This window comes from Chryseobacterium sp. UF-290, assembly GCF_058245615.1.
Map to the genome: position 1 here is coordinate 258,733 of NZ_JBSICB010000003.1, position 24,939 is coordinate 283,671.

General features: G+C 35.6%; 27 protein-coding genes and 1 riboswitch. Of the genes, 3 read left to right on the forward strand and 24 right to left on the reverse strand.

What is annotated here, in order from left to right; translation table 11 throughout:
* Window positions 1-4: 4 nt before the first annotated feature.
* The 15 genes from AC4IF5_RS05110 to AC4IF5_RS05180 all read right to left on the reverse strand — a co-directional run bounded on the left by AC4IF5_RS05110 (window position 5) and on the right by AC4IF5_RS05180 (window position 13,675).
* Window positions 5-1,273, reverse strand: coding sequence for a sensor histidine kinase (locus AC4IF5_RS05110; protein ID WP_490732285.1), 1,269 nt, complete (start codon window positions 1,271-1,273; stop codon window positions 5-7).
* On the reverse strand, window positions 1,270-1,947 hold the full coding sequence (locus tag AC4IF5_RS05115) for a response regulator transcription factor (RefSeq protein ID WP_490732287.1): 678 nt from the start codon (window positions 1,945-1,947) through the stop codon (window positions 1,270-1,272). The genes AC4IF5_RS05110 and AC4IF5_RS05115 overlap by 4 nt, the downstream gene beginning before the upstream one ends.
* Before the next feature lie 200 nt (window positions 1,948-2,147).
* Entirely contained in the window at window positions 2,148-2,795 is a 648-nt protein-coding gene (ribB, locus tag AC4IF5_RS05120; RefSeq protein ID WP_490732289.1) for a 3,4-dihydroxy-2-butanone-4-phosphate synthase, read from the reverse strand.
* A 92-nt stretch (window positions 2,796-2,887) separates the two neighbouring features.
* A riboswitch (FMN riboswitch) is annotated at window positions 2,888-3,013 on the reverse strand.
* 205 nt (window positions 3,014-3,218) lie between these two features.
* Window positions 3,219-3,998: an alpha/beta fold hydrolase gene (locus AC4IF5_RS05125; protein WP_490732290.1), complete on the reverse strand. Its 780-nt coding sequence runs from the start codon at window positions 3,996-3,998 to the stop codon at window positions 3,219-3,221.
* Window positions 3,999-4,217: 219 nt separating this feature from the next.
* A complete protein-coding gene (locus tag AC4IF5_RS05130) occupies window positions 4,218-5,051 on the reverse strand; it encodes a hypothetical protein (protein ID WP_490732292.1) in 834 nt (277 codons plus the stop codon).
* A 625-nt stretch (window positions 5,052-5,676) separates the two neighbouring features.
* Entirely contained in the window at window positions 5,677-5,922 is a 246-nt protein-coding gene (locus AC4IF5_RS05135) for an NAD(+)--rifampin ADP-ribosyltransferase (protein WP_490732445.1), read from the reverse strand.
* Window positions 5,919-6,419 carry a DinB family protein gene (locus AC4IF5_RS05140; protein WP_490732294.1) on the reverse strand — a complete coding sequence of 167 codons (501 nt, stop codon included), beginning with the start codon at window positions 6,417-6,419 and terminating at the stop codon, window positions 5,919-5,921. The genes AC4IF5_RS05135 and AC4IF5_RS05140 overlap by 4 nt, the downstream gene beginning before the upstream one ends.
* A 147-nt stretch (window positions 6,420-6,566) precedes the next feature.
* Window positions 6,567-6,941, reverse strand: coding sequence for a VOC family protein (locus AC4IF5_RS05145; RefSeq protein WP_490732295.1), 375 nt, complete (start codon window positions 6,939-6,941; stop codon window positions 6,567-6,569).
* A gap of 290 nt (window positions 6,942-7,231) precedes the next feature.
* Window positions 7,232-8,527: a hypothetical protein gene (locus tag AC4IF5_RS05150; RefSeq protein ID WP_490732297.1), complete on the reverse strand. Its 1,296-nt coding sequence runs from the start codon at window positions 8,525-8,527 to the stop codon at window positions 7,232-7,234.
* Window positions 8,528-8,811: 284 nt separating this feature from the next.
* On the reverse strand, window positions 8,812-9,267 hold the full coding sequence (locus AC4IF5_RS05155) for a hypothetical protein (protein WP_490732299.1): 456 nt from the start codon (window positions 9,265-9,267) through the stop codon (window positions 8,812-8,814).
* A gap of 25 nt (window positions 9,268-9,292) precedes the next feature.
* The gene (locus AC4IF5_RS05160) at window positions 9,293-9,952 is read right to left on the reverse strand and encodes a DUF2461 domain-containing protein (protein WP_490732301.1); all 660 of its coding nucleotides are present in this window, start codon (window positions 9,950-9,952) and stop codon (window positions 9,293-9,295) included.
* A 7-nt stretch (window positions 9,953-9,959) separates the two neighbouring features.
* On the reverse strand, window positions 9,960-10,505 hold the full coding sequence (locus AC4IF5_RS05165; RefSeq protein ID WP_490732303.1) for a hypothetical protein: 546 nt from the start codon (window positions 10,503-10,505) through the stop codon (window positions 9,960-9,962).
* 184 nt (window positions 10,506-10,689) lie between these two features.
* Complete coding sequence (locus AC4IF5_RS05170) at window positions 10,690-11,865, reverse strand: Kelch repeat-containing protein (RefSeq protein WP_490732305.1); 1,176 nt, start codon at window positions 11,863-11,865, stop codon at window positions 10,690-10,692.
* 34 nt (window positions 11,866-11,899) lie between these two features.
* Entirely contained in the window at window positions 11,900-12,994 is a 1,095-nt protein-coding gene (locus AC4IF5_RS05175; protein WP_490732307.1) for a hypothetical protein, read from the reverse strand.
* 156 nt (window positions 12,995-13,150) lie between these two features.
* A complete protein-coding gene (locus AC4IF5_RS05180; RefSeq protein WP_490732308.1) occupies window positions 13,151-13,675 on the reverse strand; it encodes a hypothetical protein in 525 nt (174 codons plus the stop codon).
* A 520-nt stretch (window positions 13,676-14,195) separates the two neighbouring features.
* On the opposite strand from AC4IF5_RS05180, the gene AC4IF5_RS05185 reads away from it, so the two are divergent.
* A complete protein-coding gene (locus tag AC4IF5_RS05185; RefSeq protein WP_490732310.1) occupies window positions 14,196-14,453 on the forward strand; it encodes a hypothetical protein in 258 nt (85 codons plus the stop codon).
* Window positions 14,454-14,559: 106 nt separating this feature from the next.
* Here the strand turns inward: AC4IF5_RS05185 and darG are convergent, their stop codons facing one another.
* The 9 genes from darG to AC4IF5_RS05230 all read right to left on the reverse strand — a co-directional run bounded on the left by darG (window position 14,560) and on the right by AC4IF5_RS05230 (window position 22,970).
* Window positions 14,560-15,594 carry a type II toxin-antitoxin system antitoxin DNA ADP-ribosyl glycohydrolase DarG gene (gene darG, locus AC4IF5_RS05190; RefSeq protein ID WP_490732312.1) on the reverse strand — a complete coding sequence of 345 codons (1,035 nt, stop codon included), beginning with the start codon at window positions 15,592-15,594 and terminating at the stop codon, window positions 14,560-14,562.
* A 12-nt stretch (window positions 15,595-15,606) separates the two neighbouring features.
* Complete coding sequence (gene darT, locus AC4IF5_RS05195; RefSeq protein WP_490732314.1) at window positions 15,607-16,263, reverse strand: type II toxin-antitoxin system toxin DNA ADP-ribosyl transferase DarT; 657 nt, start codon at window positions 16,261-16,263, stop codon at window positions 15,607-15,609.
* A gap of 106 nt (window positions 16,264-16,369) precedes the next feature.
* A complete protein-coding gene (gene groL / locus AC4IF5_RS05200; RefSeq protein ID WP_490732316.1) occupies window positions 16,370-17,995 on the reverse strand; it encodes a chaperonin GroEL in 1,626 nt (541 codons plus the stop codon).
* A 93-nt stretch (window positions 17,996-18,088) separates the two neighbouring features.
* A complete protein-coding gene (locus tag AC4IF5_RS05205) occupies window positions 18,089-18,367 on the reverse strand; it encodes a co-chaperone GroES (RefSeq protein WP_002976538.1) in 279 nt (92 codons plus the stop codon).
* A gap of 175 nt (window positions 18,368-18,542) precedes the next feature.
* Entirely contained in the window at window positions 18,543-18,683 is a 141-nt protein-coding gene (locus AC4IF5_RS05210; protein ID WP_490732319.1) for a hypothetical protein, read from the reverse strand.
* A gap of 177 nt (window positions 18,684-18,860) precedes the next feature.
* Window positions 18,861-19,583, reverse strand: a complete 723-nt coding sequence (locus tag AC4IF5_RS05215) for a DUF3108 domain-containing protein (protein ID WP_490732321.1) — start codon at window positions 19,581-19,583, stop codon at window positions 18,861-18,863.
* A gap of 83 nt (window positions 19,584-19,666) precedes the next feature.
* Complete coding sequence (locus AC4IF5_RS05220; RefSeq protein WP_490732323.1) at window positions 19,667-20,887, reverse strand: cation:dicarboxylate symporter family transporter; 1,221 nt, start codon at window positions 20,885-20,887, stop codon at window positions 19,667-19,669.
* 85 nt (window positions 20,888-20,972) lie between these two features.
* Window positions 20,973-22,259: a CitMHS family transporter gene (locus AC4IF5_RS05225; protein ID WP_490732325.1), complete on the reverse strand. Its 1,287-nt coding sequence runs from the start codon at window positions 22,257-22,259 to the stop codon at window positions 20,973-20,975.
* 18 nt (window positions 22,260-22,277) lie between these two features.
* Window positions 22,278-22,970: a DUF2490 domain-containing protein gene (locus AC4IF5_RS05230; RefSeq protein ID WP_490732327.1), complete on the reverse strand. Its 693-nt coding sequence runs from the start codon at window positions 22,968-22,970 to the stop codon at window positions 22,278-22,280.
* Window positions 22,971-23,487: 517 nt separating this feature from the next.
* On the opposite strand from AC4IF5_RS05230, the gene AC4IF5_RS05235 reads away from it, so the two are divergent.
* Together AC4IF5_RS05235 and AC4IF5_RS05240 are read left to right on the forward strand one after the other, a co-directional pair.
* A complete protein-coding gene (locus AC4IF5_RS05235; RefSeq protein ID WP_490732329.1) occupies window positions 23,488-24,228 on the forward strand; it encodes a sensor histidine kinase in 741 nt (246 codons plus the stop codon).
* Complete coding sequence (locus tag AC4IF5_RS05240; RefSeq protein ID WP_490732330.1) at window positions 24,228-24,926, forward strand: LytR/AlgR family response regulator transcription factor; 699 nt, start codon at window positions 24,228-24,230, stop codon at window positions 24,924-24,926. Before AC4IF5_RS05235 ends, AC4IF5_RS05240 begins: the two co-directional genes overlap by 1 nt.
* Window positions 24,927-24,939: the final 13 nt, after the last annotated feature.

Below are 24,939 nucleotides of genomic sequence, written 5' to 3' on the forward strand. Positions count from 1 at the left end.
TGCTTTATTTTGCGAAGTTGATTCTTAAAGTGTGTAGATTGTTTTCAAAATGATAAAGGATTTCTTTATCGTAAATCTCCAAAATCTTCTTCACGAGTGCTAAACCAATTCCAATGGAGTTTTGATTAGGGTTTCCCCGTTTAAATCTTTTAAATAATTCCTCGGTAGAAATGGTAGGTGGATTGCCTGTATTTGAAATCTGGAAATAACGGTCTGTAAGTGTTATGGAGATCTTTCCATGTTCTATATTATGCTTTTTAGAATTATTGATGAGGTTATTGATGACAATGGTGGCTAAATTTTCATCAAAATTAAGATAGACCTCTTCTTCAATATCTTTTGTCAGTGTAAGATTTTGAATTTCGAATACATCTTCAAAATAAAGAAGCCTTTCTTTGAGGAGTTCTGAGAAATTAACAAGGTGTGAATCGCTTTTTTCAAAATGATCCAGCTTTGCTAAAAGTATAAGGGATTGATTGATAGACGAAAGCCTGTCCAGCTCATCATTCATTGAAGAAAGGGTAGTGAGCTGATTTTCCGAAAGCTCACTGTCCATTAATAGTTCTATTTTTCCTTTGATAGATGCCAGTGGCGTCTGTAGCTCATGAGATGTATTTTCTGAAAGCTCTTCCAATACATGATAGTCTTTTTTAGAGCTTTCAGACATTTTTATTAAAAACGTATTCAATGATTTAAATTCTTCAGTTTTTGTCTCCATCAAATTCATGGAACGATTATCTCTCAAACTGAATTTTTTAATTTCATCCATTGCGTGATAAAAGGGTTCAAGAATTTTTTTGGAAACCAAAACGCTTACGATAATGGTGAGAATGACCAGAAAAACCATGATCCAGGCAACAACCATTATAATACTTATTAAAAAATGATTCTCAATAATCGTTATGTAGCGTACACTTGTTATTTCGTATTTTTTCTGATGAATGACCGGATAGGTAATTACCGTAATCTTGTTGATATAGGATTGAATGCTTTTGTTCCAGATGTATTTTTCTTCAATGATTTTTTCCTTGGTACTTTGGGAATTGGCGGGAAGGATCTTTACCTGGGTTTGCCGATGATGGGAGGTGAGGTAATCATAGCCCGGATCCTGTTCTAATTTATTCGCTACATAAGCATTGAGATCCTCAAGCTTAAGAATAGCAGAGCGCATTGTCGCCCTTTCGAAAGCGAAATACAGAATAGTAAAGCCAATGATAAGGACGAAAAACACCAAAATGGTGAATGCCCTGGCAAAACGGAAGCTTAAGTTCATTTATCGATCCATTTATATCCCAATCCGTAAACAGTCTGAAGATAATCTTTTCCACCTGCATCAATGATTTTTTTTCGTAAGTTTTTTAAATGCTGATATACGAAGTCTATATTATCAATGCTATAAGTATAGTCGCCCCAAAGGTGGCTTGCGATAGCCTGTTTGGAAAGCATTCTGTTCTGATTATTGATGAAATATATTAATAAATTCAGTTCTTTTTTGGTCAGATTGAGCAATTGACCATTGATTTTACATTCTTTAGACTCTAAGTCGATAATAATTTCATTAAAATTAAGCAGGCGGTTCGTTTCAGGAGTTTTCCTTCTGAGAACAGCTTTTATTCTGGAATGAAGCTCCGGTAAAGAAAAAGGTTTGGTGATGTAATCATCAGCTCCATCATCTAAGCCTGTTAATTTTGTATCCAAAGAGTTTTTTGCCGAAACAATGATGACACTTGCCTTTGGAGCATCATTTTTAATATGTTTCAGAATTTCTAATCCGTTACCGTCAGGGAGCATAAGATCCAGAAGAATACAGTCGTACTCAAAAAGCTCAATTTTTTCTAAGGCTTCTTTAGCGCCAGAAGCTACTTCACAGATATAGTCTGCTTTTTTGAGATAATCTGTAGTGTTGGCTGCAAGCTCTTTATGGTCTTCTATGATAAGGATTTTCATATGAGATTATTGATCCGGAATAAACTGTTATTTGCTTTAAAGATAAAAAAAACTGTTCAGAAAAGAATATTTTATAAATATCCGAAGTTCTTCCCTATCAGGTTTAAGACAAAATGCCTTATCCTGAGCTCAGGTTATTTAAATGAAGCATCCGCATGATAAAATCGTGCGGATGCCCTGTGCGCTAAATAAATTGATGTTTAGTTGCTGAGGATCATTTTACGGTAAGCATAAATGTCTTCTATCGTTACGACACTCATCTCTTTTTTGATCGCAAAGTCTACGATTTCCGGAAGTCTGGCCATCGACCCGTCTTCATTGGTCAGTTCACAAAGTACAGCATCATCACCCAGATTGGCCATCTTTACAAGATCTACACTTCCTTCCGTATGGCCACGTCTTTCAAAAACGCCATCTTTTTTGGCGATGAGAGGAAAAACGTGTCCCGGGCTTGCGATATGTTCTGCTTTAGCATTGGCAGCTACAGCAGTTCTGATAGTGGTTACCCTGTCTTTAGCCGAAACGCCGGATTCTACTCCCTCTTTGGCTTCTATAGAAATGGTAAACGCGGTTTGATTTTTTGAATTATTGTTTTCCACCATCGGACGGAGGTTGAGGTGACGGCTTTTTTCCTCAGAAATGCATAAGCATACGATTCCGCTGCATTCACGGATCAAAAGTGCCATATCCTGTTCTGTAATCGTGGAAGCGGGAAAGATGATGTCGCCTTCGTTTTCACGGTTTTCATCATCTACTAAAAGAATACCTTTTCCCTTTTGTAATGTAAGAAGTGCATTTTCTACACGTTCTCCGGAGGTTGCTCCGAATTGTTCTAATAATTTTTCCATGTTATTTTACTTTTAAAAGTTAAAATAGTCTTTGGTACATGGAAATGAAATACGACACAACAAGAGCCCATAAGGAATCTTATTGATCGTTTCATTTTCTTCTCCCATCCAGACTTTAACTGTCGGTTCCGGAATTTCACCAGATCAGTCCTTTCATAGGAAAGGAGTCGCGGACTGTAACCGCCGGTAGGGAATTTCACCCTGCCCCGAAGAAAACTTATACTAAGTTTTGCTGTATGTTGTAATTTAAATTTTTATTTCATTGAATAGTATTTAACGCACAGATCGCTAATTTCGGGAAGTTTTTTGAAATGAGAAAAATCTTTTGATAGGAATTATCAATAATAAAGCGTTGTTGTGAATGAAAAAATTCCACTCTATATTCAGAATGGAATTGGTTTTTTGGTTCTCTGAAGGTGTAATTCAGATTAGCCCTTCAATAACTTTATCCAGGATCAGATTAAACTCCGCCGGTTTTTCAAGCATAGGGTAGTGGCCTACCTCTGTGATGGTCACATAGTCGTAATTTTTCAGATACTTTCGGTTGTTCTCGGGATAAGTAGGAGAAGCATCCGAATTGATCGCAACTACAGGGATCGGGATCTGTTCTGCAATCTTTCTGAAATCTGTTTTGTACAAGGGGCTAAGAAGGTTGATCGCTTTTTCAGGTGTATTTTGAAGGAATTCATATTGAATTCTCTCTTTTACTTCAGGAGGTGTTTTTTCTGCAAAAAGAAATTGTGGAAGAAGGTTTTCCACCGCATTTTTAAAATCATTCCGATATTGTGTGTACAAAACTTCTTCAACCTGCTCTTCAGTATAAACTTCATCCAGATTCTTTAATGTATCTACCAGAACAATGGCTTTGACCTTTGGGATTTTTAAAGCAGCTTCAAGTACATAGGCTCCTGACATAGAATGTCCTACGAGTATGATCTCTGAGGATTGAATGTCATCTGCTACGGCTTTAATATCACCTGCATAGTGCTCGCTGGCCCAGTTTTCACTGATGGGATCAGATTTTCCGTGTCCGGACAGATCCATTGAAATAACATGATACCGATCTTCAAAATATTTCCGTTGATCTGTCCACCATTCTGAATTTCCCAGCCAGCCGTGTACCAAAATAAGCGATATGTTTCCGCTGCCGGATTCTTTATAATGAATTTTCTGGCCATCTGATGATGTTGCGTATTTTTCCATTGAATATTGTTTGCGTTGGTTAGTGTACATATTTTAATGTTCTAAATTACAAAAAGCATGTTAAAGAACGGTATATTTGATTTCAATTCTAAGCTTTTGTCAGCTTTCTTTTTTTGTATAATGCTATTCAGCAGGGAAAATTCAATTGATGAGGTAATAACTAATTAGAAAGGGATGATAAAAAATACTCCCTGCACTTTACCACAGGGAGTGCTGGGTTTATTTATTTTCCCTGGATCTTAAATTAACGATGATGGTTATATAAGAAGTGCCTGAAAGATCTTTGACTTCACATTTGAAAAAAGTAAGATTCTTTAAAAGCTTTTGATGCGAGACCTCGATCCGGTACTCTATTCCTGTAGGCATCGCTTTGGTGGCATAGCCTTCCAGGCTATCGACGTCATAAGACTCCTTGCCTCCCAGAAAATTGAAAATTTCTCTTAAGGCGCAATTGGTAATGAAAACAGCAGGTACAATGGGGTAATTTTCAAAATGCCCCTTACATTGATTGGGTGTGAAAGGTGTTATGGAGATTGTAAACTGACGGTCGTTTTCTATCGTGATGCTGCCTTTAGGAAGGGTATCATCATAATATTCTACGGGAACATCAGTAAAATAATCTTTATAGAAAAGTTTAAACGCATCTTTCGATATGATATGATAATCAAGTTCGAAAGAGTACAATGCTTCCCCTGAAATGAGATCCCTGATCAGAAGAGATGATTTTCCTTTCCTGTCTGATTCTAAAAAGCTTTCACAGATAATGGAAGCGTTGTCTGATCTTTTATAAGAAAGCTGCCTTATTCTCAATTTTTCTCCCAGAAAATAGACCTGTTCTTTGGAAGTGGGATTTAAAAGCTTATACAAACTGCAGCTTCCTAAAGAAGATAAAATTTTTAATAGGCTGGAAAAATTTTCATGATCGAAATTATAATTTGAAATTTCTGTTTCTATCCTGTTGCCATTGAAAATAATGTTTTCAGGAATAGAAATGTAAGGTGCTGTTTCCCCAAGGTAAGGGATGATGTTTTCCTTGATGTTGAGTGTTTTCATTTGAATGAGGGATTATTGGGTTATTCAATTTATTTTTCATTTGTGGATAACTTTTGATCATGCATTAATATGGGAAGTGTTTTTATCTATTGTTTAAAAAATATTTGTTCTTTTTATTTATTATTCAGATTTGAAAATGAATTTTTTATTTGTGATTGGTTTGTAAGTGTAATTAAATCAATATTTTGATATGTTTAATTCGTTTGTTTGTGATTTATCTAATGCAATTTACAAAAAAATCATAAATGATTATGAATGAATATTTATCATTCTATGTTTGGATATGAATGGAAGCCTGAAACAGAACGTGCATAAGTTATCAACATGGCTTATCCATACTCGTTTTTACAAATAAAAATAAGTGTGGATATATATACCATCGTAAATAATTGAATATTATATAATTATTAATCCTTTGTGTACGTATTGAAAAAGTTATCCACATTTTATTAATGGTGTGGAAACGGATATTGAAAAGTTATCCACACATTTTACTGTTTGTGAGATAAGGTGAAATTATTCCGGTATATTATAGGCAGCCCCAATCCTGCTGGGAGAGGGGCGTTTTTGGTAAGAATAGCAATTTATGGTTTGCTGTAGAAATTGTGGATAACTATAAAACCTTCTATATATTTTTCATAACCACTTTTTCCAAGAGCTCTTTGGCGGTCAGAATGATTATCGTAGCCGCTTTTAATATTGCCGAGAGATAAATATATATGGCTTTTTTCTGAGTTCCGTAATGGGAGGTAAGGCCTGCTTCGATCAGGTTCCCGTTTTTTAAATCAGCTTTGGTACCATGATAGTAAACCGGAATTTCCGAAGTATCTGCACTTATGGATAAGTTTATTATGTTTTTAGCGGTTACTATTGATCTTTATAAATATTCCAGAAATTAAAATCGGTCATCGGAGCATCTGTGATTCCGATGTTTCTTCCCATTGTTACGATCTGGCCCCTGTGATAGGTTCCATGAAGAATAGCATGCTGTATATATTCATATTTTGAAAAATCACATTGAAACCATTGGGATTCGATCTTTATATTTTTAGACAGGTCTTCTTCAGATAAGCTTTCTACATAATCCACGAGTTTTTGTGAGTTATTTTTAATGGCATTGAAAACATCTTCTTTACTGCTTACTGCTAAAGTTTTTTCAAAATCAAAGTCGTTATTTTCTGAAATGTAGCTCCACCAGTATTCCTGGGTTTGCCAGATGTGATGTAAGGTCTTTAAAATGGTCGGAAAACTTGAAATCGTTTCCTGGTTCAGCTGCTCGTCTGATTTTGCAGACAGCCAGTCGATATATTTATTGACTACCCAATTATTGTACTGAACGCTTTTGGTGGTTAATGTCTTTAAGCTCATAATATTAATATTTTATAAAGTGGTTTGGTTCTATAAAAATAAATAAAATATCAATTGATAATGAAGGAGAAATGATCTTAAATCAGATCTGTGCTTTTGTTCCTTTACTGATAAGGCTTTACAGATATTTGTATTTCATACGCTCTGTCATTTTTTACATTTTAGCTGAAATACATTTCCTTCAGGATCTGTTCCGTCGCAAAGCCAGAAGTCATAATTTTCAAAGGTTTTGATCTCCCGCATCTGAATGTTTTTTGAAACAAGCTCGTTTCTTGCCGTTTCAATATCTGTATCAATTTCAAAGACAAGCTTTGTATTGTTGTCAAATAAATGTCCTTTTGCTATTTTTTCCATATACTGCTTTCCAATCTTATGAAGTCCGATATTTACAGCTCCTGCATTCATAAGGACCCAGACATCATCTTCTTCAATCACTTTCAGACTGAAGTTCGCAACATAAAAGTTTTTGAGTAATTCAATGTTTTTTACATACAGGATGATTGTATCCAATTTTACATTCATGGCGGAATAATTTTTCAGTTAAAAGTCGATCTTATGATCAATGCTTGTTATTCTCGGGTTAATGGGTATGGCGCTTACATCGCTGTATTGCCAGAGGACATTGATTATTTTCCATGACCCGTTCAGCTTAACGAGATGCATATAATCTATCCACTCATCAGTAATTAGCTTAATGGAAGCCGTTCTTTCAGGAGGTTTGTTTTACCATTCTGGGATGTAAGGCACGTTCCATCCTGCTGGCGTTGGGTGAGTATTCACTATTCTTTTACAAATTATAAAAACAGGATTTATCATTTTTTGAGGATCATATAACTATTACTTTTTTCATCTTTTTTTAGAGTGTAGCCTTTATTGAGTTGGAGCGTCCAGCCGTCACCTTCCACCACTTCATCATTTATTTTTGTAGGAACTCCAACTGATATTTTGTCCCAGTTTTTACTCATTAATGCTCCTTTTTCCACTTCCAGAATTCCCCAGTTATCAGTCACTCTTATTTGTGGATAAACAGTTCCTTTATCTTCGATCGGTATGATGTTTCTTGGATCAAAGGAGACATTCATTTTCTCAAATTTTATGTCAAGATGTGGCTGTTCGATGAGTCTGCTTTTATATTCTGCTATCTGTTTTTTTATTTTTTCTTCTCTTGCTTTCTCTTCTGATACAATGCGTTTTCCGTTATAATGATCCGCGGTCTTTTCAATAGCTGCCTGCAGATGGTCAGGTATTGTTACTCCAAAATTATGAATAAAGAATTCTGTCAGATCAGTATCTCCTTTAATTTTCTGATTCCAGTATTTATCTTTTAAGCTGAGCAGATACCCATATGCGGGAGTTGTGCTGTAGGCAAAGGAGCGGACAAAGGTTGGGTTTTTAAGAAACGCATTGGTCGTATTGGTAAAATGTTCCTTTGTTTGTGCTTTGTTTCTTCCGCTGATGATAAATCCGGTATACTCTGCAAGTCCTTCATTCAGTTCCAGCTGATTTTCAATTGTTGAAGATTCCGGGAAAAGAGAATTTCTATATTTCCGGAAGATAAGCGCATGGGTCAAATGATCTTTTTGTTCTTTTCTTGAATCAGAGAGGATCGCTTTTGTAAGGGCTTCCAACTCCAAACGAAGATATATTCTTCCGTCTTTTTGGTCTAAGTGATTGCTTTCTTTATTGTTTTGTATGAATCCTAAAGAGGATTGTGCCTTGTGGAAAAGCTCATGAGCCAATAAGTTAATCCGGTCATATTTATTTTCAGGTAAAGGAAGCATGATCATCGCCCAGGTTTTACCGTTCCATAAGGTAGACGTGTTGGCAATATTAACATTATCCGGGAGCTTTCCTACATAGATGTCATTTTGTTTTTTTAAGCTATTGGCGGCATCCGGCTCATTGCTGTATACTTGCCTGGTTTTAGGTTCTACCAACAGGATCCCGCCATACAGATCCTTATTCCATATTTTGATACCTTGTTGAGTAGCTGTTTTAATTTCTTCGAAATAATCAGAGATATGATCTGAATCTTGAATTTCAGATTGTTGTGCAGATATAGCTGTAATGTGAAAGGAAAATAGAAATGCTAAAAATATTTTTTTCATGGATGCTTAGTTTGATCAGATATTTACATTTAACATCTAAATTTAAGTATTACATCAATATGCGTCGGAAAATAATTGTGTAATTTTTAGAATATCCTGTACGACAATAAACGCTTTGTAAAGACAAAGAGAACGCTTTTATCTGTCTGGTCTTGAAATAACGGTACAAAACTGTAAAATTAGTTGAATCCGGGAACCTCTGCTCTCTGAAATTTCCTGGCTTTAGAATATGTTAGGTTAACTTATTTTTATGGTGCAAGGCCAGGAGGCTATGTCAGCGGAGATTATTCAGTAATATTTCCTGAAATAATTGCTTTTTCCATTGAACCCACAACTTCAGAAACAGGAATCGTGAATATGCCGGCGTTTCCTTTGTCAAACTCTTTTTTCCAGTAAGAATATCCGTCCATTTCAATGGAATCAGGCATTTTACCGGTTTCATTTTGTAGCTTGGTAACGCTTTTGTTCAATGCTTCTTCAGAAATAGGAATGTGACTGAGGTTTTCCGCAAAGCCTTCACGGCTATTGGGATTTTTAATCTTTAAACCATTAATTGAGATGTGAATTACCTTTCCTGTTTCGGGATATTCTTCAATCTTTAAAATTTTAAGGGTAGAATTTTCTTCCGAAGAGCGGGTTTCGTATTTCCATTCCTGGCCGATACTGTATTCCATATTATTTTGCTTACAGCCGGAGAAGAATAAGAGTACTACTGCTATTAAGGTATATAGTTTAATCATGAGTCAATTGGTTTTTAGTTAAGATTTAAAATAAAGGCTCTCCATTGAGATCAGTCGTTAGCACTTCACTCATATAATCAAAAAAAGGTCGCATGGCTAGTAAAGTTTGCAGTACTTCATTCTGAAAATTGTCCGAGAAAACCTCCTTATCAGTAAATTTCCGCATGACTATATATTGCTTTTTCCTGATCAGGTCAATGGCGGGATGGTCTTTAGCGAAACCTCTTGGAGCTGTTTTTACAGCATCGCCTTTGAGTTCGCCGAAATATTCCAGGAAGGTTTTGTCAGAAGTAATCTTTTCGATCTCCGCAGTACTGAGCTCAAATTCTTTACGGATGCGAAGCAGATCTTTGGCTTCAGGTCCCCAGAATCCACCTCCTACAAAGCTGTTGCCGGGTTCCAGATGGATATAATATCCTCCTCTCAGCATCGGTTTTGAACGGGAATACCCAACTCCAAAATTGGTTTTGTACGGCGTCTGATCCTTAGAGAATCGAACATCCCTGTAAATCCTGAAAATATGGATGCCTTTGAGGTTATCGTGCTCCTGAAGTTCAGTATAGATCTGGTTGAAAAAAACTTTGTTTTCTTTTATAACCGAATCATATTCTGTTTTGTGCCCGGCAAACCATTCACGATTATTATTTTTTTCTAACTGTTTAAGGAATTCAAATGCTTTTTTCATATTCTGATCAGGGCTTTTTTTCGTTAATATATTCCAGGTAATCCTGTTCCAAATTATTAATTTCCTCAATTAAGAAGTCGTAAATATTTCCATCAAATATTTCATAATCTTCGTCGTCATATTTGTCATACTCAATTTTTATGACCCCATTGTCGGTATAGGCGCGGTAGAGATTTCCGCTGCGTTTGAAGAATAATTGTCCCAGGGGCTTTTCTTTATATTCAAGAGCTTCATCGTGCTTTTCTTCAAATCCCATCCATGAAGGCATCTCTTCGTCTTGGGAAAGTCCGTACACAAAAAAGCCGTATCCGAATTTCCAGCTTGGTAGAACATCGAATTCATCGGGACGTTTCCATATCTCTTCTTTGACTTCAAAAATCAAGGATCCGAATGTGGTCAGAAAGTCTTTAATATCCTCGCTAAAGGTAAAGCCTGTACTTTCTTCATATTCCCTGATTTGTTCTTCGGTTGCAGGATTTGCCACCGAGCCCATCACAAAAAAGTCATCATTTAATTGCTTTTTTCTATCCCAGAATTCTTCTTTTGTTGCCATATTTTATTTGGTTTTACATCGTCGACACTGATCAGGTCGTTATTAAAACAAATATAGGGGAAAGTTGGGGGGATAAAAATGTGAGAATGTATGTAATTTATATAAGGAATCTAGCAGAAATTTCCATGCTGATTTTCGGTAACATTCTTTTTATTAAGTTTAATGCTTTTCCGCGACCTCATGATTATCTTACAATTCTGATCTGTTGTAAAACTCCTTTTTCATTTTTATAACTGAAAATGTAAGTTCCTCTTTGTACTTTTGATAAATCTATATTTCGGTTATAATAGGCAAAACCTTTGCTGATTGGCTTCCCATCCATTGAGAAAACGGTATATTCAAACTGATTGCTGTTATTTTTATTACTGATTACAAAACCGTCTCTGGATGCATTGGTATAGACTCTTGTTTTAGTCTCACGATCTTCACTGGCTGTATTTGAAGAGAGGGCACTGTCTGTAATATCTGCCACTTGTATGCTTTTAATAGCTGATTTGGTTATAGACGTTGTACTTCCGCCGATGATGTATAGTTTATTGTTATATACTTCCGCTGCAGCGTGTCTTCTGGGAATCATATTGGATGATAACTGATGAAACTTATTGGTTGTAGTATCAAAATAGGCCAGAAAAGTTTGATTATTGTAACCTCCTGCAATAAAAATCTTATTACCGGATACCGCTAATGAGTGTCCGGATATACCAGCAGGCATCGTATATTGCTTGATCCAGAGATTAGTGTTGAGGTCGTAAACATTGATCAGACGGGATGAGGTACCGTTAAAACCACCAATTACATACAGCTTATCATTAACAATTTTGCCCTTTGCTTCTCTGGCTGTGGGCATATCGGGTAATGGATGCCATGTATCTGAAGCAATATCATAATATTGGAATCTGTTAGAAAATACAGTGGTTGCCGCTCCGTTTAATCCGCTGCCACCAAACACATATATTTTTCCGTTATGGATGGCCGAACCTGCATTTCCTGTATAGGAACGGTTAACAGCTCCTTTTGTTACCTTATCGGTTGCAAGGTCTACAATTTCAAGATGGCTGTTTCCCCAACCGTTAAAAATATAAATTTTATTATCGTAAGTCTCCGAGTTAGCAAATTTTTTGGGACTTAGAGTAGCATTGAGAACACTCCATTTGTTGTCAGTAATATTATATTTTTCAATATAATTGGCATTACCTCCCTTTTCCTGATATCCATTGCTCACATAGATATTATCATCCACGATGACACTGGTTGTAGCACCTCTGCCTACAGACATATTAGCGAGATTTTTAAAATCAAGGGTTTGTGCATGGGCTAGTAGTGTGGTCAAAAATGAAAGGAATAATAATTTTGTTTTCAATGGTGTTATGATTTATTGTTTTGTTTAATTAGCATTACTTAACCCTGCTCAATGTTACTACATTTTGATGGCCAACAATGGCTTCAAATGCTTCATTTTGGTGTTGTATATCCGACCATCCCTTTTTAGCAAGTTCGGATCTGACTTCCTCCTCTGACTTATCTTTTAACAGATGATAGAATGTAAAGTCAACTACTTCTGGTGGTACTCTTTCAATAACATATTTTGTAAGCGCATTAGCTAGTTTGAAATATACAAAAATACCGGTTAACCCAAGTTGTATAATCCAGCTAACAATCCATCCAATCCATCCGGTGTTTATCTTGTTTATTATAAAACCTTGTGAAAATCTTATGTGTAAAAAATTCAAAAATCCAATTCTCTCAAGATTATTTGTATTCAAAATGACTTCATATTGAAAATATTGGTTTGAAATGTAGGTTAAAAGTATCATTGTACCAAACAGATACTGTAACTTATTAAAATCAGTATAGTTTGAGAATCTAAGTACATGCTTCATTACAAAAACAAGAGCTGTTGCCACCAGAAACTCAAACAACCCAAGAAAGTACAGTCCTTTTATAGAAAGAAATGCTACTATAAAGCCAAGAATTAAAGAAATACATAAACCGCCGATAAGTGGCAGTGTAATATTGGGTACTTTTGTTTGTGTTGGCTTTGGCAAAGTTTCAGGAATGATATAATCATCCCAATTATTTCTCTTTTCTACTTCATTTTCGAGCTCATTGAGTGCCTGTTGGTCAAACGTTTTTAAGGTTTCCTGATAGGCATAAATGAATAGCTTTACTCTTTTAGAATTTTTCCCGGCATCCCAGATTTCGCTACCTAAGGATTCACTTTTTACTAAAACGGTTCCATTTTTATAATGGGCTGTAATGATTTCTGTCCATCGTTCATTTACCCATCCTGCTTCTTTACGTTTGGCTTCTATGCTGTTGTCATCTTTGTAAATTAGATCCCAATCCAGTTTTTCAAATGTTTTCTCTGCGATAGCAATGAATAGAGTTTCATTAACAGATGTTTTGAATTCTTCTTTATATTTTGGGGTGAAATTGATGCTGTGTTTTTTCTTGATTGTTCTTTCGAAATTTTTAAAACTGTTTTCCATTGCTGATATTAGGGTCCGGTTATTTGTGTGATTTTTTGGTAAATTTAAATAAAATAGTTGTTTAAATTTCCTCACCAGCAAACTTATGGAAGGTGTCATTTTTTTCGACAATAAATTAAAAGCAATTTCGGAAGACTTTGCAGAGCGGAGCTATCTTTATTTTTTTCCTCTCCTTTCAATAATGAGGTACGCCGCATCCAGCATTTTAATCAGATGAATATATGGGTTTATCATGTTCCTTTCTGGTAGATGGTCATAGATTCCCAGTGAGAAATAGACCATCCCGGAAATAAAATAATCAAATTCCTTGATGCTGTATTCTCTGAATGCTTTTTTAAAGACCAACAGAGGATTTTGGTATTCTTTCTCCGAAAGCAGGCCGAAAAGCAGCGGAGAGACATTTTCCGACTGAGTATTGACTATATATTTCTTTTCCTTCAGCATTATGAAGTAGCCTGCACGGATGAATGACCGCATCGCCTGATGAAAATGATAAATAACGGACGGATCTTCTTTTATCCAGCTATTTCTTTTGACAGCATAACTCATAATGCTGTTTAACAGTTCTTTGGATGCTGTCAGGTCATTGAGCTTAAAATAGGTCTCCATCAGCTGTAAGCCACAATGCTTCTTCCGGCCTTTCCCAAGCCGGGATTGAAAGTCTGTTCTGTCTTTTTTCATGAGTTTGTTTTTTTTTGTTGTACGATTTTATCGGCAGTAAAGAAATAAGCTCTGCAATATCTGAACTTCCTGTCTATACAAGCCAAATCAATATGATAGAATTTGTGTTTTTCTAAAAGCCCTAAAGCCGCAATGGATTGTACACCCCATTGTACCGTATCATGATACTTTATGTTGTAAAGCAGGCTTAGAAAAAGATGATTGTAGAAAACAGAATTGCATGAAAATAAAAACGGCATGAGACTCTACAATATCTGTAATAGGGGTACTGGTATACCTTGAGACAGATAAGAGAGCTCACGCCTAGGTCGTGAGCTTCATTACTTATCTTCTTGTCTCTTAAAAATTACCAGTTTTCTATTACAAGATTCTAAGCAATAGCTTCTATATTTCGTTGAAGTATCGCAAAATTACTCTAATGAGTAATCTTTTCCAAATATAATAATATTATTTCAATATTACCGAATTCAGTAATGAAAATTTATGCTAATAATTACAATTTGCACTAAACAGTGCGATTATGAACGAGTTTAAGACTGATGAAATCAAAAAAATGGTTTCAGAGAAAATAAAAGAAATAAAAGGAGAAACTCCTTATTCTAAGATTTCAGAAAAATGTAATGTTACTGCTGCGAGAATTAGTGATGTTGCCAATAACAAGATTGATTGTCAACTCAGTACTTTCATTGAAATTGCAACCGGACTAAGAATACACCCAAAGGAATTATTTGATATTCTTTTTGATTTTGAAGAATACTATTCTGAATTAGATAAATAAAATGTGCTCCAAAGTCTTCAGACTTCGGAGCACATTTTTATCGGATTATTTTTATTTTATTGCTAACGAGCAAAATATATTGAACAAATTTGACTATGTTTTATTATTAGATATTATTATCTAATTCTTTAAGATGATTTATAGATATATGAATATATTTAGGATCAGAGAATAGACTTTGTTTTCTATCATTCCAAGATTTTAACTTTTGTGTTAAAATATCAGTATCAGTTATTTTATGTTTTACTGATAAATAATCTAAGCTCGAAAGTAACTCTAATGCAAAATCAGAATAGAAGCCATTTAAAAATTTAGTAGTTTTTACCGCTATATCTAGCAATGTTGAATCGCTTTCAACATGATTCTTTACATCTTCATAACCGTCTGCAACAAGTGATAATGGTTCAAACGGCTTTTTATTCATATCACTATATCCCATAATGTAACTGCCATTTAATACATTGAGAACGTATCTTACTTTTCCAGAATATGGTCCATAAAAATTAGGTTCAAATTTTAATTTAAAATACTTTTTTGCTCCTAATCTTTGGAGAAAATAGCATACTTTTTCACTTGAAAATTCAGAAACATATTCTCCATTTTTTACTAAATCATATAAAACAAATAATAATAATGCTCTTGCATCAGTAAGTTTTATACGTTCAGTTTTTAAATGATCTTTAATTATAGCATTAGGTTCATAAACGAAAATATTTATATCTAAATTATTTAATTTTCGTTCCATTATCTTTTTTACTCTTTCCCATTCTAAACCACCATTTCCGGAACCAAGCGGAGGAATTGCAATACTTTTGATTTTTTTTTCTTGAATAATTCTAATTAAGTCATCTAGACCAGCTTCTATAAAAGAATATTCTGAAGGTTTTCTCCAGCTTTTTTTAGTGGGAAAATTTATAATTAGTTTCGTTCCAGAAGTAATATTACTATCAAATGTATAAAATAGATGTCCAATATTTATACTATTATTCTTGCAAGCATCTTGATATAATTTGAAATTTGTTGGAAATGCTTTTTTAAATTGCAAAGCAATACCTTTCCCCATAACACCGTCAGTATTGACTGTGTTTACAAGTGCTTCTGCTTCACTATCTAAGATATTTCCAGTAACATATTTTATCATAGGTGCAATTTATTAAAAATATCCATTAGGAATAACTTTTATTTTACTTTCTTCTACTCCCATATCTAATAATTGCTGTTTAGCAAACTGATTATAACACCCAAAACCAATAATAAAATCAGGATGCAAATCATTCAAAACTAAAAATTCTGCTTGTTTTTTTCTTTTTATATTTAAATTTTCATCTCCGCCCCAATATGAAGCTTTAATTGCATTCCAATCTATAATTTCATTTATTCTATTAATTTGATTTTTTTCGTAGAAGGAAGTGTAATGATTAGTAGCATGCCCATCACTAAAATAAAAATCTAAATTTGCATCTATAATTTTATCAATTGAACAAGCTAAATAAATTATATCTTCAGGCTTAGTTGCTTTTTCAACAAAATTTCCCCCAATTTGCATTATATATAACATGGGCATCTTTATACCAAAATAAAAAGGGATATAATTTCCAAGAATAATATTTTTTGAGATAGGTTTTAAAAACTCTCCATTATCAACTTTAACAGATTTATTTTCCCTACTATCAATTAAGCTTAAATCTCCGATATTAACAAAATTTGGATTAGAATTAGGAGAATTTTTATGAGTAATACCATATTTTAGAATATGTTGTATATTCTTTATATGTGTCATTCGATAAATTGTCTTGTTAATTTTACTCATATTTTATTAAAATTATAAATATAGTAAAATCATTTTCTATTAAAACAAAAAACCGCCCTATAAAAATAGAACGGTTAGTATATTAATCTGCCTCGGTCGCTGACCGTTACATCATTCCCGGCATTCCACCACCCATTGGCATAGCTGGTTCGTCTTTTTTCACTTCAGTGATTACACATTCAGTGGTAAGAAGCATTCCAGATACAGAAGCTGCATTTTCAAGGGCAACTCTTGTTACTTTAGTAGGGTCAATGATCCCTGCTTCAAGCATGTTTACATACTCGTCAGTTTTTGCGTTGTACCCGAAGTCACCTTGTCCTTCAGCTACTTTAGCAACGATTACAGAACCTTCACCACCTGCGTTGGCAACGATTTGTCTTAATGGCTCCTCGATTGCTCTTTTCACGATTTTGATCCCTGTAGTTTCGTCAGAATTGATTCCTTTAAGGTTTTCCAGAGCTGAGATTGCTCTTACTAAAGCAACACCACCACCTGCAACGATACCTTCTTCAACAGCTGCTCTTGTTGCGTGTAACGCATCATCTACTCTGTCTTTTTTCTCTTTCATTTCTACTTCAGAAGCAGCACCTACGTACAATACAGCAACACCACCAGCTAACTTAGCTAATCTTTCCTGAAGTTTTTCTCTGTCGTAGTCAGAAGTTGTAGTTTCCATCTGAGCTTTGATCTGAGCTACTCTTCCTTTGATTTTAGCTTCGTCACCACCACCGTTTACAACCGTTGTGTTGTCTTTGTCGATGGTTACTTTCTCAGCAGTTCCAAGCATATCTAAAGAGATGTTTTCCATAGTGAAACCTTGCTCTTCAGAGATCACCTGTCCACCTGTAAGGATAGCGATATCTTCTAACATTGCTTTTCTTCTGTCTCCGAATCCCGGAGCTTTTACAGCAGCAATTTTAAGAGAACCTCTTAATTTGTTTACAACTAAAGTAGCTAAAGCTTCTCCTTCAACTTCTTCAGAGATGATCAATAAAGACTTACCACCTTGTGCGATAGGCTCAAGAACCGGTAACAATTCTTTCATGGAAGAGATTTTCTTCTCTACTAAAAGGATATATGGATTTTCAAGTTCAGCTAACATTTTCTCAGGGTTAGTCACGAAGTAAGGTGACTGGTATCCTCTGTCGAACTGCATACCTTCTACAACATCTACCGTTGTATCAGTACCTTTAGCTTCTTCTACAGTGATTACTCCTTCTTTACCTACTTTTCCGAACGCTTCAGCGATCAGAGAACCGATTGTATCATCGTTGTTAGCAGAGATAGAAGCAACCTGCTTGATTTTTTCTGAAGAATCTCCAACCTCCTGAGACTGAGATTTAAGGTTTTCAACAACAGCGGTTACCGCTTTGTCGATCCCTCTTTTAAGATCCATTGGGTTAGCACCTGCAGCTACGTTCTTAAGACCTTCTCTTACGATAGCCTGTGCCAATACAGTAGCGGTAGTTGTACCGTCTCCTGCAATATCATTGGTTTTGGAAGCCACTTCTTTTACCATTTGCGCTCCCATGTTTTCTACTTTATCTTCAAGTTCGATTTCTTTTGCTACAGAAACACCATCCTTAGTTACGTGAGGAGCACCGAAAGATTTTTCGATTACCACGTTTCTTCCTTTAGGACCTAAAGTTACTTTTACTGCATTAGCCAATGCGTCTACACCTCTCTTTAGAGCGTCTCTTGATTCAATATCGAATTTTATTTCTTTTGCCATAATTTTTTATTGTATTAATGTACTTTGTACAATGTATTAATGAATGTATATTCATGAAATCATTTTACATGAATACATTTTACTTTTTACAAATTAACCGATGATTCCCAATAAATCAGCCTCTCTTACGATTAAATAATCTTTTCCTTCCAGCTTCAATTCAGAACCCGAATATTTTCCGTAAAGAACTTTGTCACCTACCTGAACAGTTGTAGGCTCATCTTTTTTACCGGGTCCTACTGCCACTACAGTACCTTCTTGCGGCTTTTCCTTTGCAGTATCCGGGATAATAATACCTGAAGCTGTTTTAGTTTCTGCTGCGATTGGCTCTACCAGAACTCTGTCTGCCAATGGTTTAAAGTTTACTGACATAATATATTTATTTTTTAATTATTTCTGTGTTGTAATTCTCTAAATGTATGCCATGAGGCACTGATGGATGAAATGGCAGAATTTTATTTCCGAATGTGAAAATTTGGCAGAAAAACGGAAAAGAGAAAGCCGGAAACTTTCCGGCTTTTATTCTAACTCTATGAATGGGTTCTTACTAAGGGCAATATTGTCCTGGTCCGATCCATAAGATACATTTTCCCTGCTCGTTCCATTCACAACAAACAAGTCTGGGTGCAAGTCCGCCTCCAATAATAGATTTTTGGGCATCTCTGCTTAATGATTTAGCATTTTTCATAGTTAATAATATTGAGTTTGTACGATTCCTGAGCGTTTAAAGTCAATCAGGCTTTTTGACATTTGGTGTTTAAGTGTTAAATTCAAAGATAAGTGTTTTTCCTTAAATTGTGATATAATTATTGAACGTTTTTTTCTAATTAAATATTTGGTTATCAATGGATAATGAATGTTTGCTTTATTTAATTGTTTCAATGAACATTTTTCTTCCGCCCATGTCCATATCCTGTTTCAGGATCTTTCTTGTTTCGGGATCAATATAATAGGTTGTGGTCGTCGTTTTGTTGGAGATATCATCATTGGTCTTTACCGCCCAGACTTGTTTTCCTTTATAATCGGTTTTTTGAACGTTTATAATATAAGCCTTCATCACGCCGTTTTTATCAGATCTTGGGTTATAATCAAAAATAGAAATCTCAGAAGTATAGTTTTCTTTTAAAGGTAGGAGCCTGATCAGCATAGGATAGCTGCTGCTGTCGAAATAGCGGGTCGCTTTGATGTCAATATTGTCTTTTTTCTGCGTCTTTTTATCCAGATAATATCCTGTCACGTTATTTTTACCGGACTTCAGGACTATATCTCTCATAGAATTATAAGATGAATGGTAGGAAGGAAGAAAATTAGCTGTTTTCACTATGGTGGAATCTACCCAGCTGGCATCAGGAGTCTGTTTCATTTTAACTGTTGTCCTGATAAGCAGGTCTGTTTTGTTTAATTTTTTAAGCTCTGTAATTATACTTCCGAACTCTATGGTAGCTCCGGCATTTTCAGCATACCATACCGCTTCAGAGATTTCATCTTTTATCAGCCTGGAATTAATGCCTGCGTTTTCCGGAGTAAGCAATTGTTGTGAAAAAAGATGAGTATTGCCAATTAGTAAAAGGAAAAGAATTGTTCTCATGGTCTTTTATGATAATGAGTAGTGCTGAATTCCAAAAAGTTACAATCTTTGACAGATTGAGGCAAATGAATATGAAGCCAGGGCTAAGAAGAAAGAGCTTTGTTTTTCTGCTGCTGATTGATCTTTGAAATAATAGCCCCTGAAACAGCAATCCCTATAAAATTGGTTACTGATCTGGCTTCATTCATAAAGCGGTCTACACTGTAAAGAAGTGCGATATCTGTTAACGGAATTTTTCCGAATCGGTTTAATGTGAAAATTAAAGCCAGAAATCCTGAACCCGGTACTCCTGAGGCTGTTTTTGAAGTAATGGAAATAATAACAAACAGCCCTATATAATCATAGAAACTCAATGAAATATGGTAGAACTGAACAAGAAAACAGCAGGTAACGGCAAGGTAGATACAGGCTCCTGCAAGATTAAAATTATATCCCAAAGGAATAATAAATCTTAAAATTTTCCTGCTGTATCCTTCAGATTCCATTTTCTCAAAAATAAGAGGGAATGCTGTTTTAGAAGATGATGTGCTGACAACCAGAATGATTTCTTCCTTGATATCCAGTAAAAATTTCCAGAGATTGAATCTGAACAGATAAGAGACAAGCCCCAGGACTCCGAAAATAAATACAATGTCTGCAATATATACCGTGGCAACTACTTTACTCAGTGGCAAAAGGGTATTAACACCATATATGGCAACACCGTAAGCGATATTACAGAAAATAATAATGGGAAGGATGATGTAAAGATACTTAATGACTGTATAAAAAATACCTACACCACCATCCAGTATATGCAGGAACTTTTCTTTTTTTGGAGAAAGGTTCATCGCAATTCCGATCAAAATAGAGAGAAAAAGAAAAATACCATGTCTGTTAAGATATAAAAGGGTAGGGAAGCCATTGTCTTTGATGTCAAATGTTTTAGGGAGGGAAGTATTGATCCTGGTTACATCAATTCCCGTATCGGAGCCGGGCTGCATTGCTAAACCAAAAACAAGACCTGTTATAATGGCTGCCGAAGTCATGATCAAAAAATATAAAATGGTCTGCCATACGATATTGCGTGCATTTTTGATTTCAGACAACTGGCTGATTCCATACATGACTGCCATAAATATAACAGGAAGAATCAACGTTTCAAGAATCATAAAAAAATACCGGCTTACCACTCCCAGTCTGATACTTTCCTCAGGAGCATAATGACCTGTGAGTACCCCGGCTATGATTGCAGTGAATACATATAGCGTAAGGTTTTTCAGGTATCTGCTGGTAAATGTTTTTTGGGGTTCAAGGAAATTCATCTGAAAAATCGTATGTTTTTACAATATCTTTCGGCAATATCTTATTTATAGATCTGAAATATAATCATTATTAACTGAATTCAGATCATATGGTGCCAAGAAGTAAAGCGGCAATCATCATAATGAGGGATGAGCCTAATGCCCACTTCAGCGTATATTTAAGGTGGTCTGAAAACTCTACTCCTGCAAGCGATACCAACAGATAAGTGGAAGGAACCAGGGGACTCAGAAGATGAGAACCCTGGCCTACAAGACTTGCTCTTCCCAGTATTTCCGGCGATATGCCCAGCTGATGTCCGGTAGCCACAATAATGGGTAATATTCCAAAATAATAGGCGTCATTAGAAAGAAAAAAAGTAAGTGGAATACTGAATAATGCCGTTACGATATTCAGATAGCTGCCCCAATTTTGAGGAACTATTTCTATAATGCTGTTTCCCATTGATTGCATAATCCCTGTTCCGTTCAGGATTCCTGTGAAAATTCCCGCTCCGAAGATCATTCCGGCAACGGCTAAAGCATTGCCGGAATGTTTGGCTATGATTTTCTGCTGGTCCTTCAGCTTAGGATAATTGATAATGGAAGCAATACAGAAGGCGATCATAAAAGCAATTCCCAAAGGAACAATGTCCAGGATCATCACCACCAGCAGGATTACAGTAAGCGCAAGATTGATCAGGATCAGTTTCGGACGGCGGAGTTTCAGATCCACCTCACCGATAATGTCATTATTGTTGTAACCTGTATATTTTCCATATCTGGCAATTCTTTTCTTCTCTTTCATTCCTAAGATATACGCTACGAATATGACCCAGACAATCCCTATTGCCATGATAGGGATCATGGGAACAAAAATTTCCGTATGCCCAAGTTTCAGGGAGCTCATGACTCTTGCTGTAGGGCCGCCCCACGGAAGAATATTCATGATCTGACCGGCAAGCATAATGATGCAGGTGAGGATCAACGGATTCATACCCTGTTTTTTATAAAGCGGTAGCATAGCAGCCACTACAATTAAATAGGTAGAAGAGCCGTCACCATCCAATGAAACCAAAGTCGTCAGAATAGCGGTTCCTACGGTAGTTTTAGCAGGATGGTCACCTACTGCTTTTAAGATCATATTTACTAAAGGTTCAAATAACCCTGTATCTATCATTAAACTGAAATAAAGAATGGCAAAGATCAGCATCACGCCGGTCATTGCGATTTCTTTCACTCCGTTTTTCATCATATCTCCCAATTGAGGCCCAAATCCCGCTAACACTGCAACGGCTACAGGAACAATTACCAGAGCGGTAAGGGGAGTCATTTTTTTACTCATGATAAGAACCATAAAAATGGCAATCATCAGAAATCCAAGGAATGTAAGCATAAGTGAATGTCTTTTAGGTTATTTATTTTTGTTTTTTCTCCAGTCAAAACCGTTTCGGTAGCCGATGTAGGCATAGTTGCTGGTAGAGCCGGTTTCCAGCTGGTTGATAAAAGCAACTTCTATGGCAGAGTTTTTTCCTGTTTTTATTCCTATTCCGGCTGTTAAGCGATTACTGTCGAAAGGCTCTTCTTTGACGGCATTCATTCTGATCTCATTTTTCAGAATACCGTAGAATACTTCTTTTTCGCCGGCTTTATTGAACGGGATTCTTAAAGAAATAAGGTAGCGCAGCCTTACAATGAACTCATTGGGGTTACTTATAAACCGTTCCTCTACACGGAACCGGTGCGATACAGAGGTTCTTCCTATATTACCTCCCAGGCTTACCTGCTGGAAAGGTCTTTTTTCATACCTCTCTTTTTTCGAGTTATCAGATCTGTAAGAATCCAGAACAAGAAACATTGCTCCTAAGGCTGGTCTTACCTCATTGGTCACTTCATAATCAACATAGGCAGAGACCAGAAAAAGCCTGGTATCATAGGCCAGGTCAAAAGACCGGTATTGGGAAAGGGCCGTCAAAGTACTCTTGTCCGTAAGCCTTGCAGACAAAAGATACTGGAACCACATATTATAATTGTCACGGCTCTGAGCGTGGGCAAACTGACTGAGACCCAGTAGGAGAAAGCTGATTAATGATAATTTAATTTTCATGTAAAACTGAGTTAATATCCTGCTTTCTCAAATATATTTATAAGAAGCAGCCGTGAATTTATTTTTCAATCAATGGCAGTTTTTATCAGTGAACTGCAATCCGGGGAGAAAAAGGTCTTATATTTGGAAGATTGAAAATTGGATATTTCAGATGTTTTTTATTATAAATATTGTATTTATATTATTGATTTTTAGGATTTTACTTAATGGTAAGATTTTAAAGAGGCTCATGGAATATCATTGGGGATTCTTGCTGAAGTTTCAGCATGTTTTATTCTTTTTAGTTTTTTTTATTATCACTTTTTTCACCGAAAATTACTTTTTAGATGTTCCCGAACTGATTTGGTCTGTTTTATTTGTCATTATTTTTAATGTCGGAATTTATTATTTAGTCTGTTTTTATCTTGTTCCTAGATTCTATCTTTCCAATAAGTATCCCGAATTTATTTTGTATGCATTCATCTGCTTTTTGGTTTCCAGCCTTTTTAGGATTTTGCTGGAACCTGCGGTCTTTCATATGGAATTTAATGAGACCCTTTCCCATGCAAAATTCCTGTATAATGTATATACTGCCCAGGGCATTGTCATACTGGTGGCTTCATTTCTGGGAATCACGAAAGATAAATTTCTGATCGAGCAGGATTTTAAAGAATTGGGTGAGGAAAAGGATCAACTGTATCTTGATCTTTTAAAATCTAAGTTAAATCCTCATTTCCTGCTGAATACCCTTAATAATATCTATTCCAAGAGCTTCAATCCATCAGAAAATACCTCTGAATCTATTTTGCAGTTGAGCCGGCTGCTGCAATATGTTATTTATGATACCAATAAGGAGAAGATTACGCTCATGCAGGAGTTCTCATCCATTAAATCCCTGATAGGACTTTATCAGTTAAAATATAATAATTTACTGGATATCAATTTTGAAACAGACGATGAAGAAACGCTGGAGCTTATTGAAGTTCCTCCATCGGTCTGCCTTACATTATTTGAAAACGCACTGAAGCACTCAGCGGTAGGAATTGAGAACAACAGTTTTATCAGGGTATATTACAAAATACAAGATCAGACCCTGTTATTTGAAATAAAAAATTCTGTGGCAAAGAACCGTAATCTGGTAAACAACTTTAATGATAACGGATTGGGGAATGAGGCTGTCATCAGTATTTTGGAAAAATATTATCCGGGAAAATTTACTTTTATCTCTGAAGCAATTGAAAATAATACATACGAGACTATTTTAAAAATTACATTATAATGGCTAACCTGACTATCGTAGCAGTGGATGATGAATATCCCGCATTAGAACTTATCCGGCACTATTGTGATCAGATAGGCGAAGCTGATTTGCTGGAGATATTTCAGAATCCTGAGGAAGCTCTTCAGTATTTGCAGAAGAATAGGGTAGACCTTGTTATTCTGGATATTAATATGCCCTATATTAATGGAATTGACCTTCTGCTGAAGCTGCCATACAGACCATTGTGTATATTTCTTACTTTGGAAACCCAATATGCGGTCAAAGCTTTTGAGTTGGATGTGGTACATTATCTGGTGAAGCCGGTGGATTTTGAAACATTTAAAAAGGCAGTCGATAAAGCAAGAGACTTTTTACAGTTTAAGAAATCCACAGAAGAAAAAAAACATGAAGACTTTATTATGTTTAAGTCCAACTATATCATGAATAAAGTACTGTTACAGGATATAAAATGGATCCAGGGGTTTGGGGAATATATTATTTTGATTACCCATCTGAAAAAATACATGATCCTGGAACGGATGTCCAATTTTGAAGAAAATTTTCAGAATTTAGGATTTATCAGAATTCACAAATCCTATATTGTCCTGTCTTCCCATATCAGCTCGTACGATTCGAATACGATTTATCTGAAAGGTGGAGAGCAGCTTCCACTGGGAAGGACCTATAAAAAACATCTGAAAGAATACTTTGGATAAATAAAAAAACAGC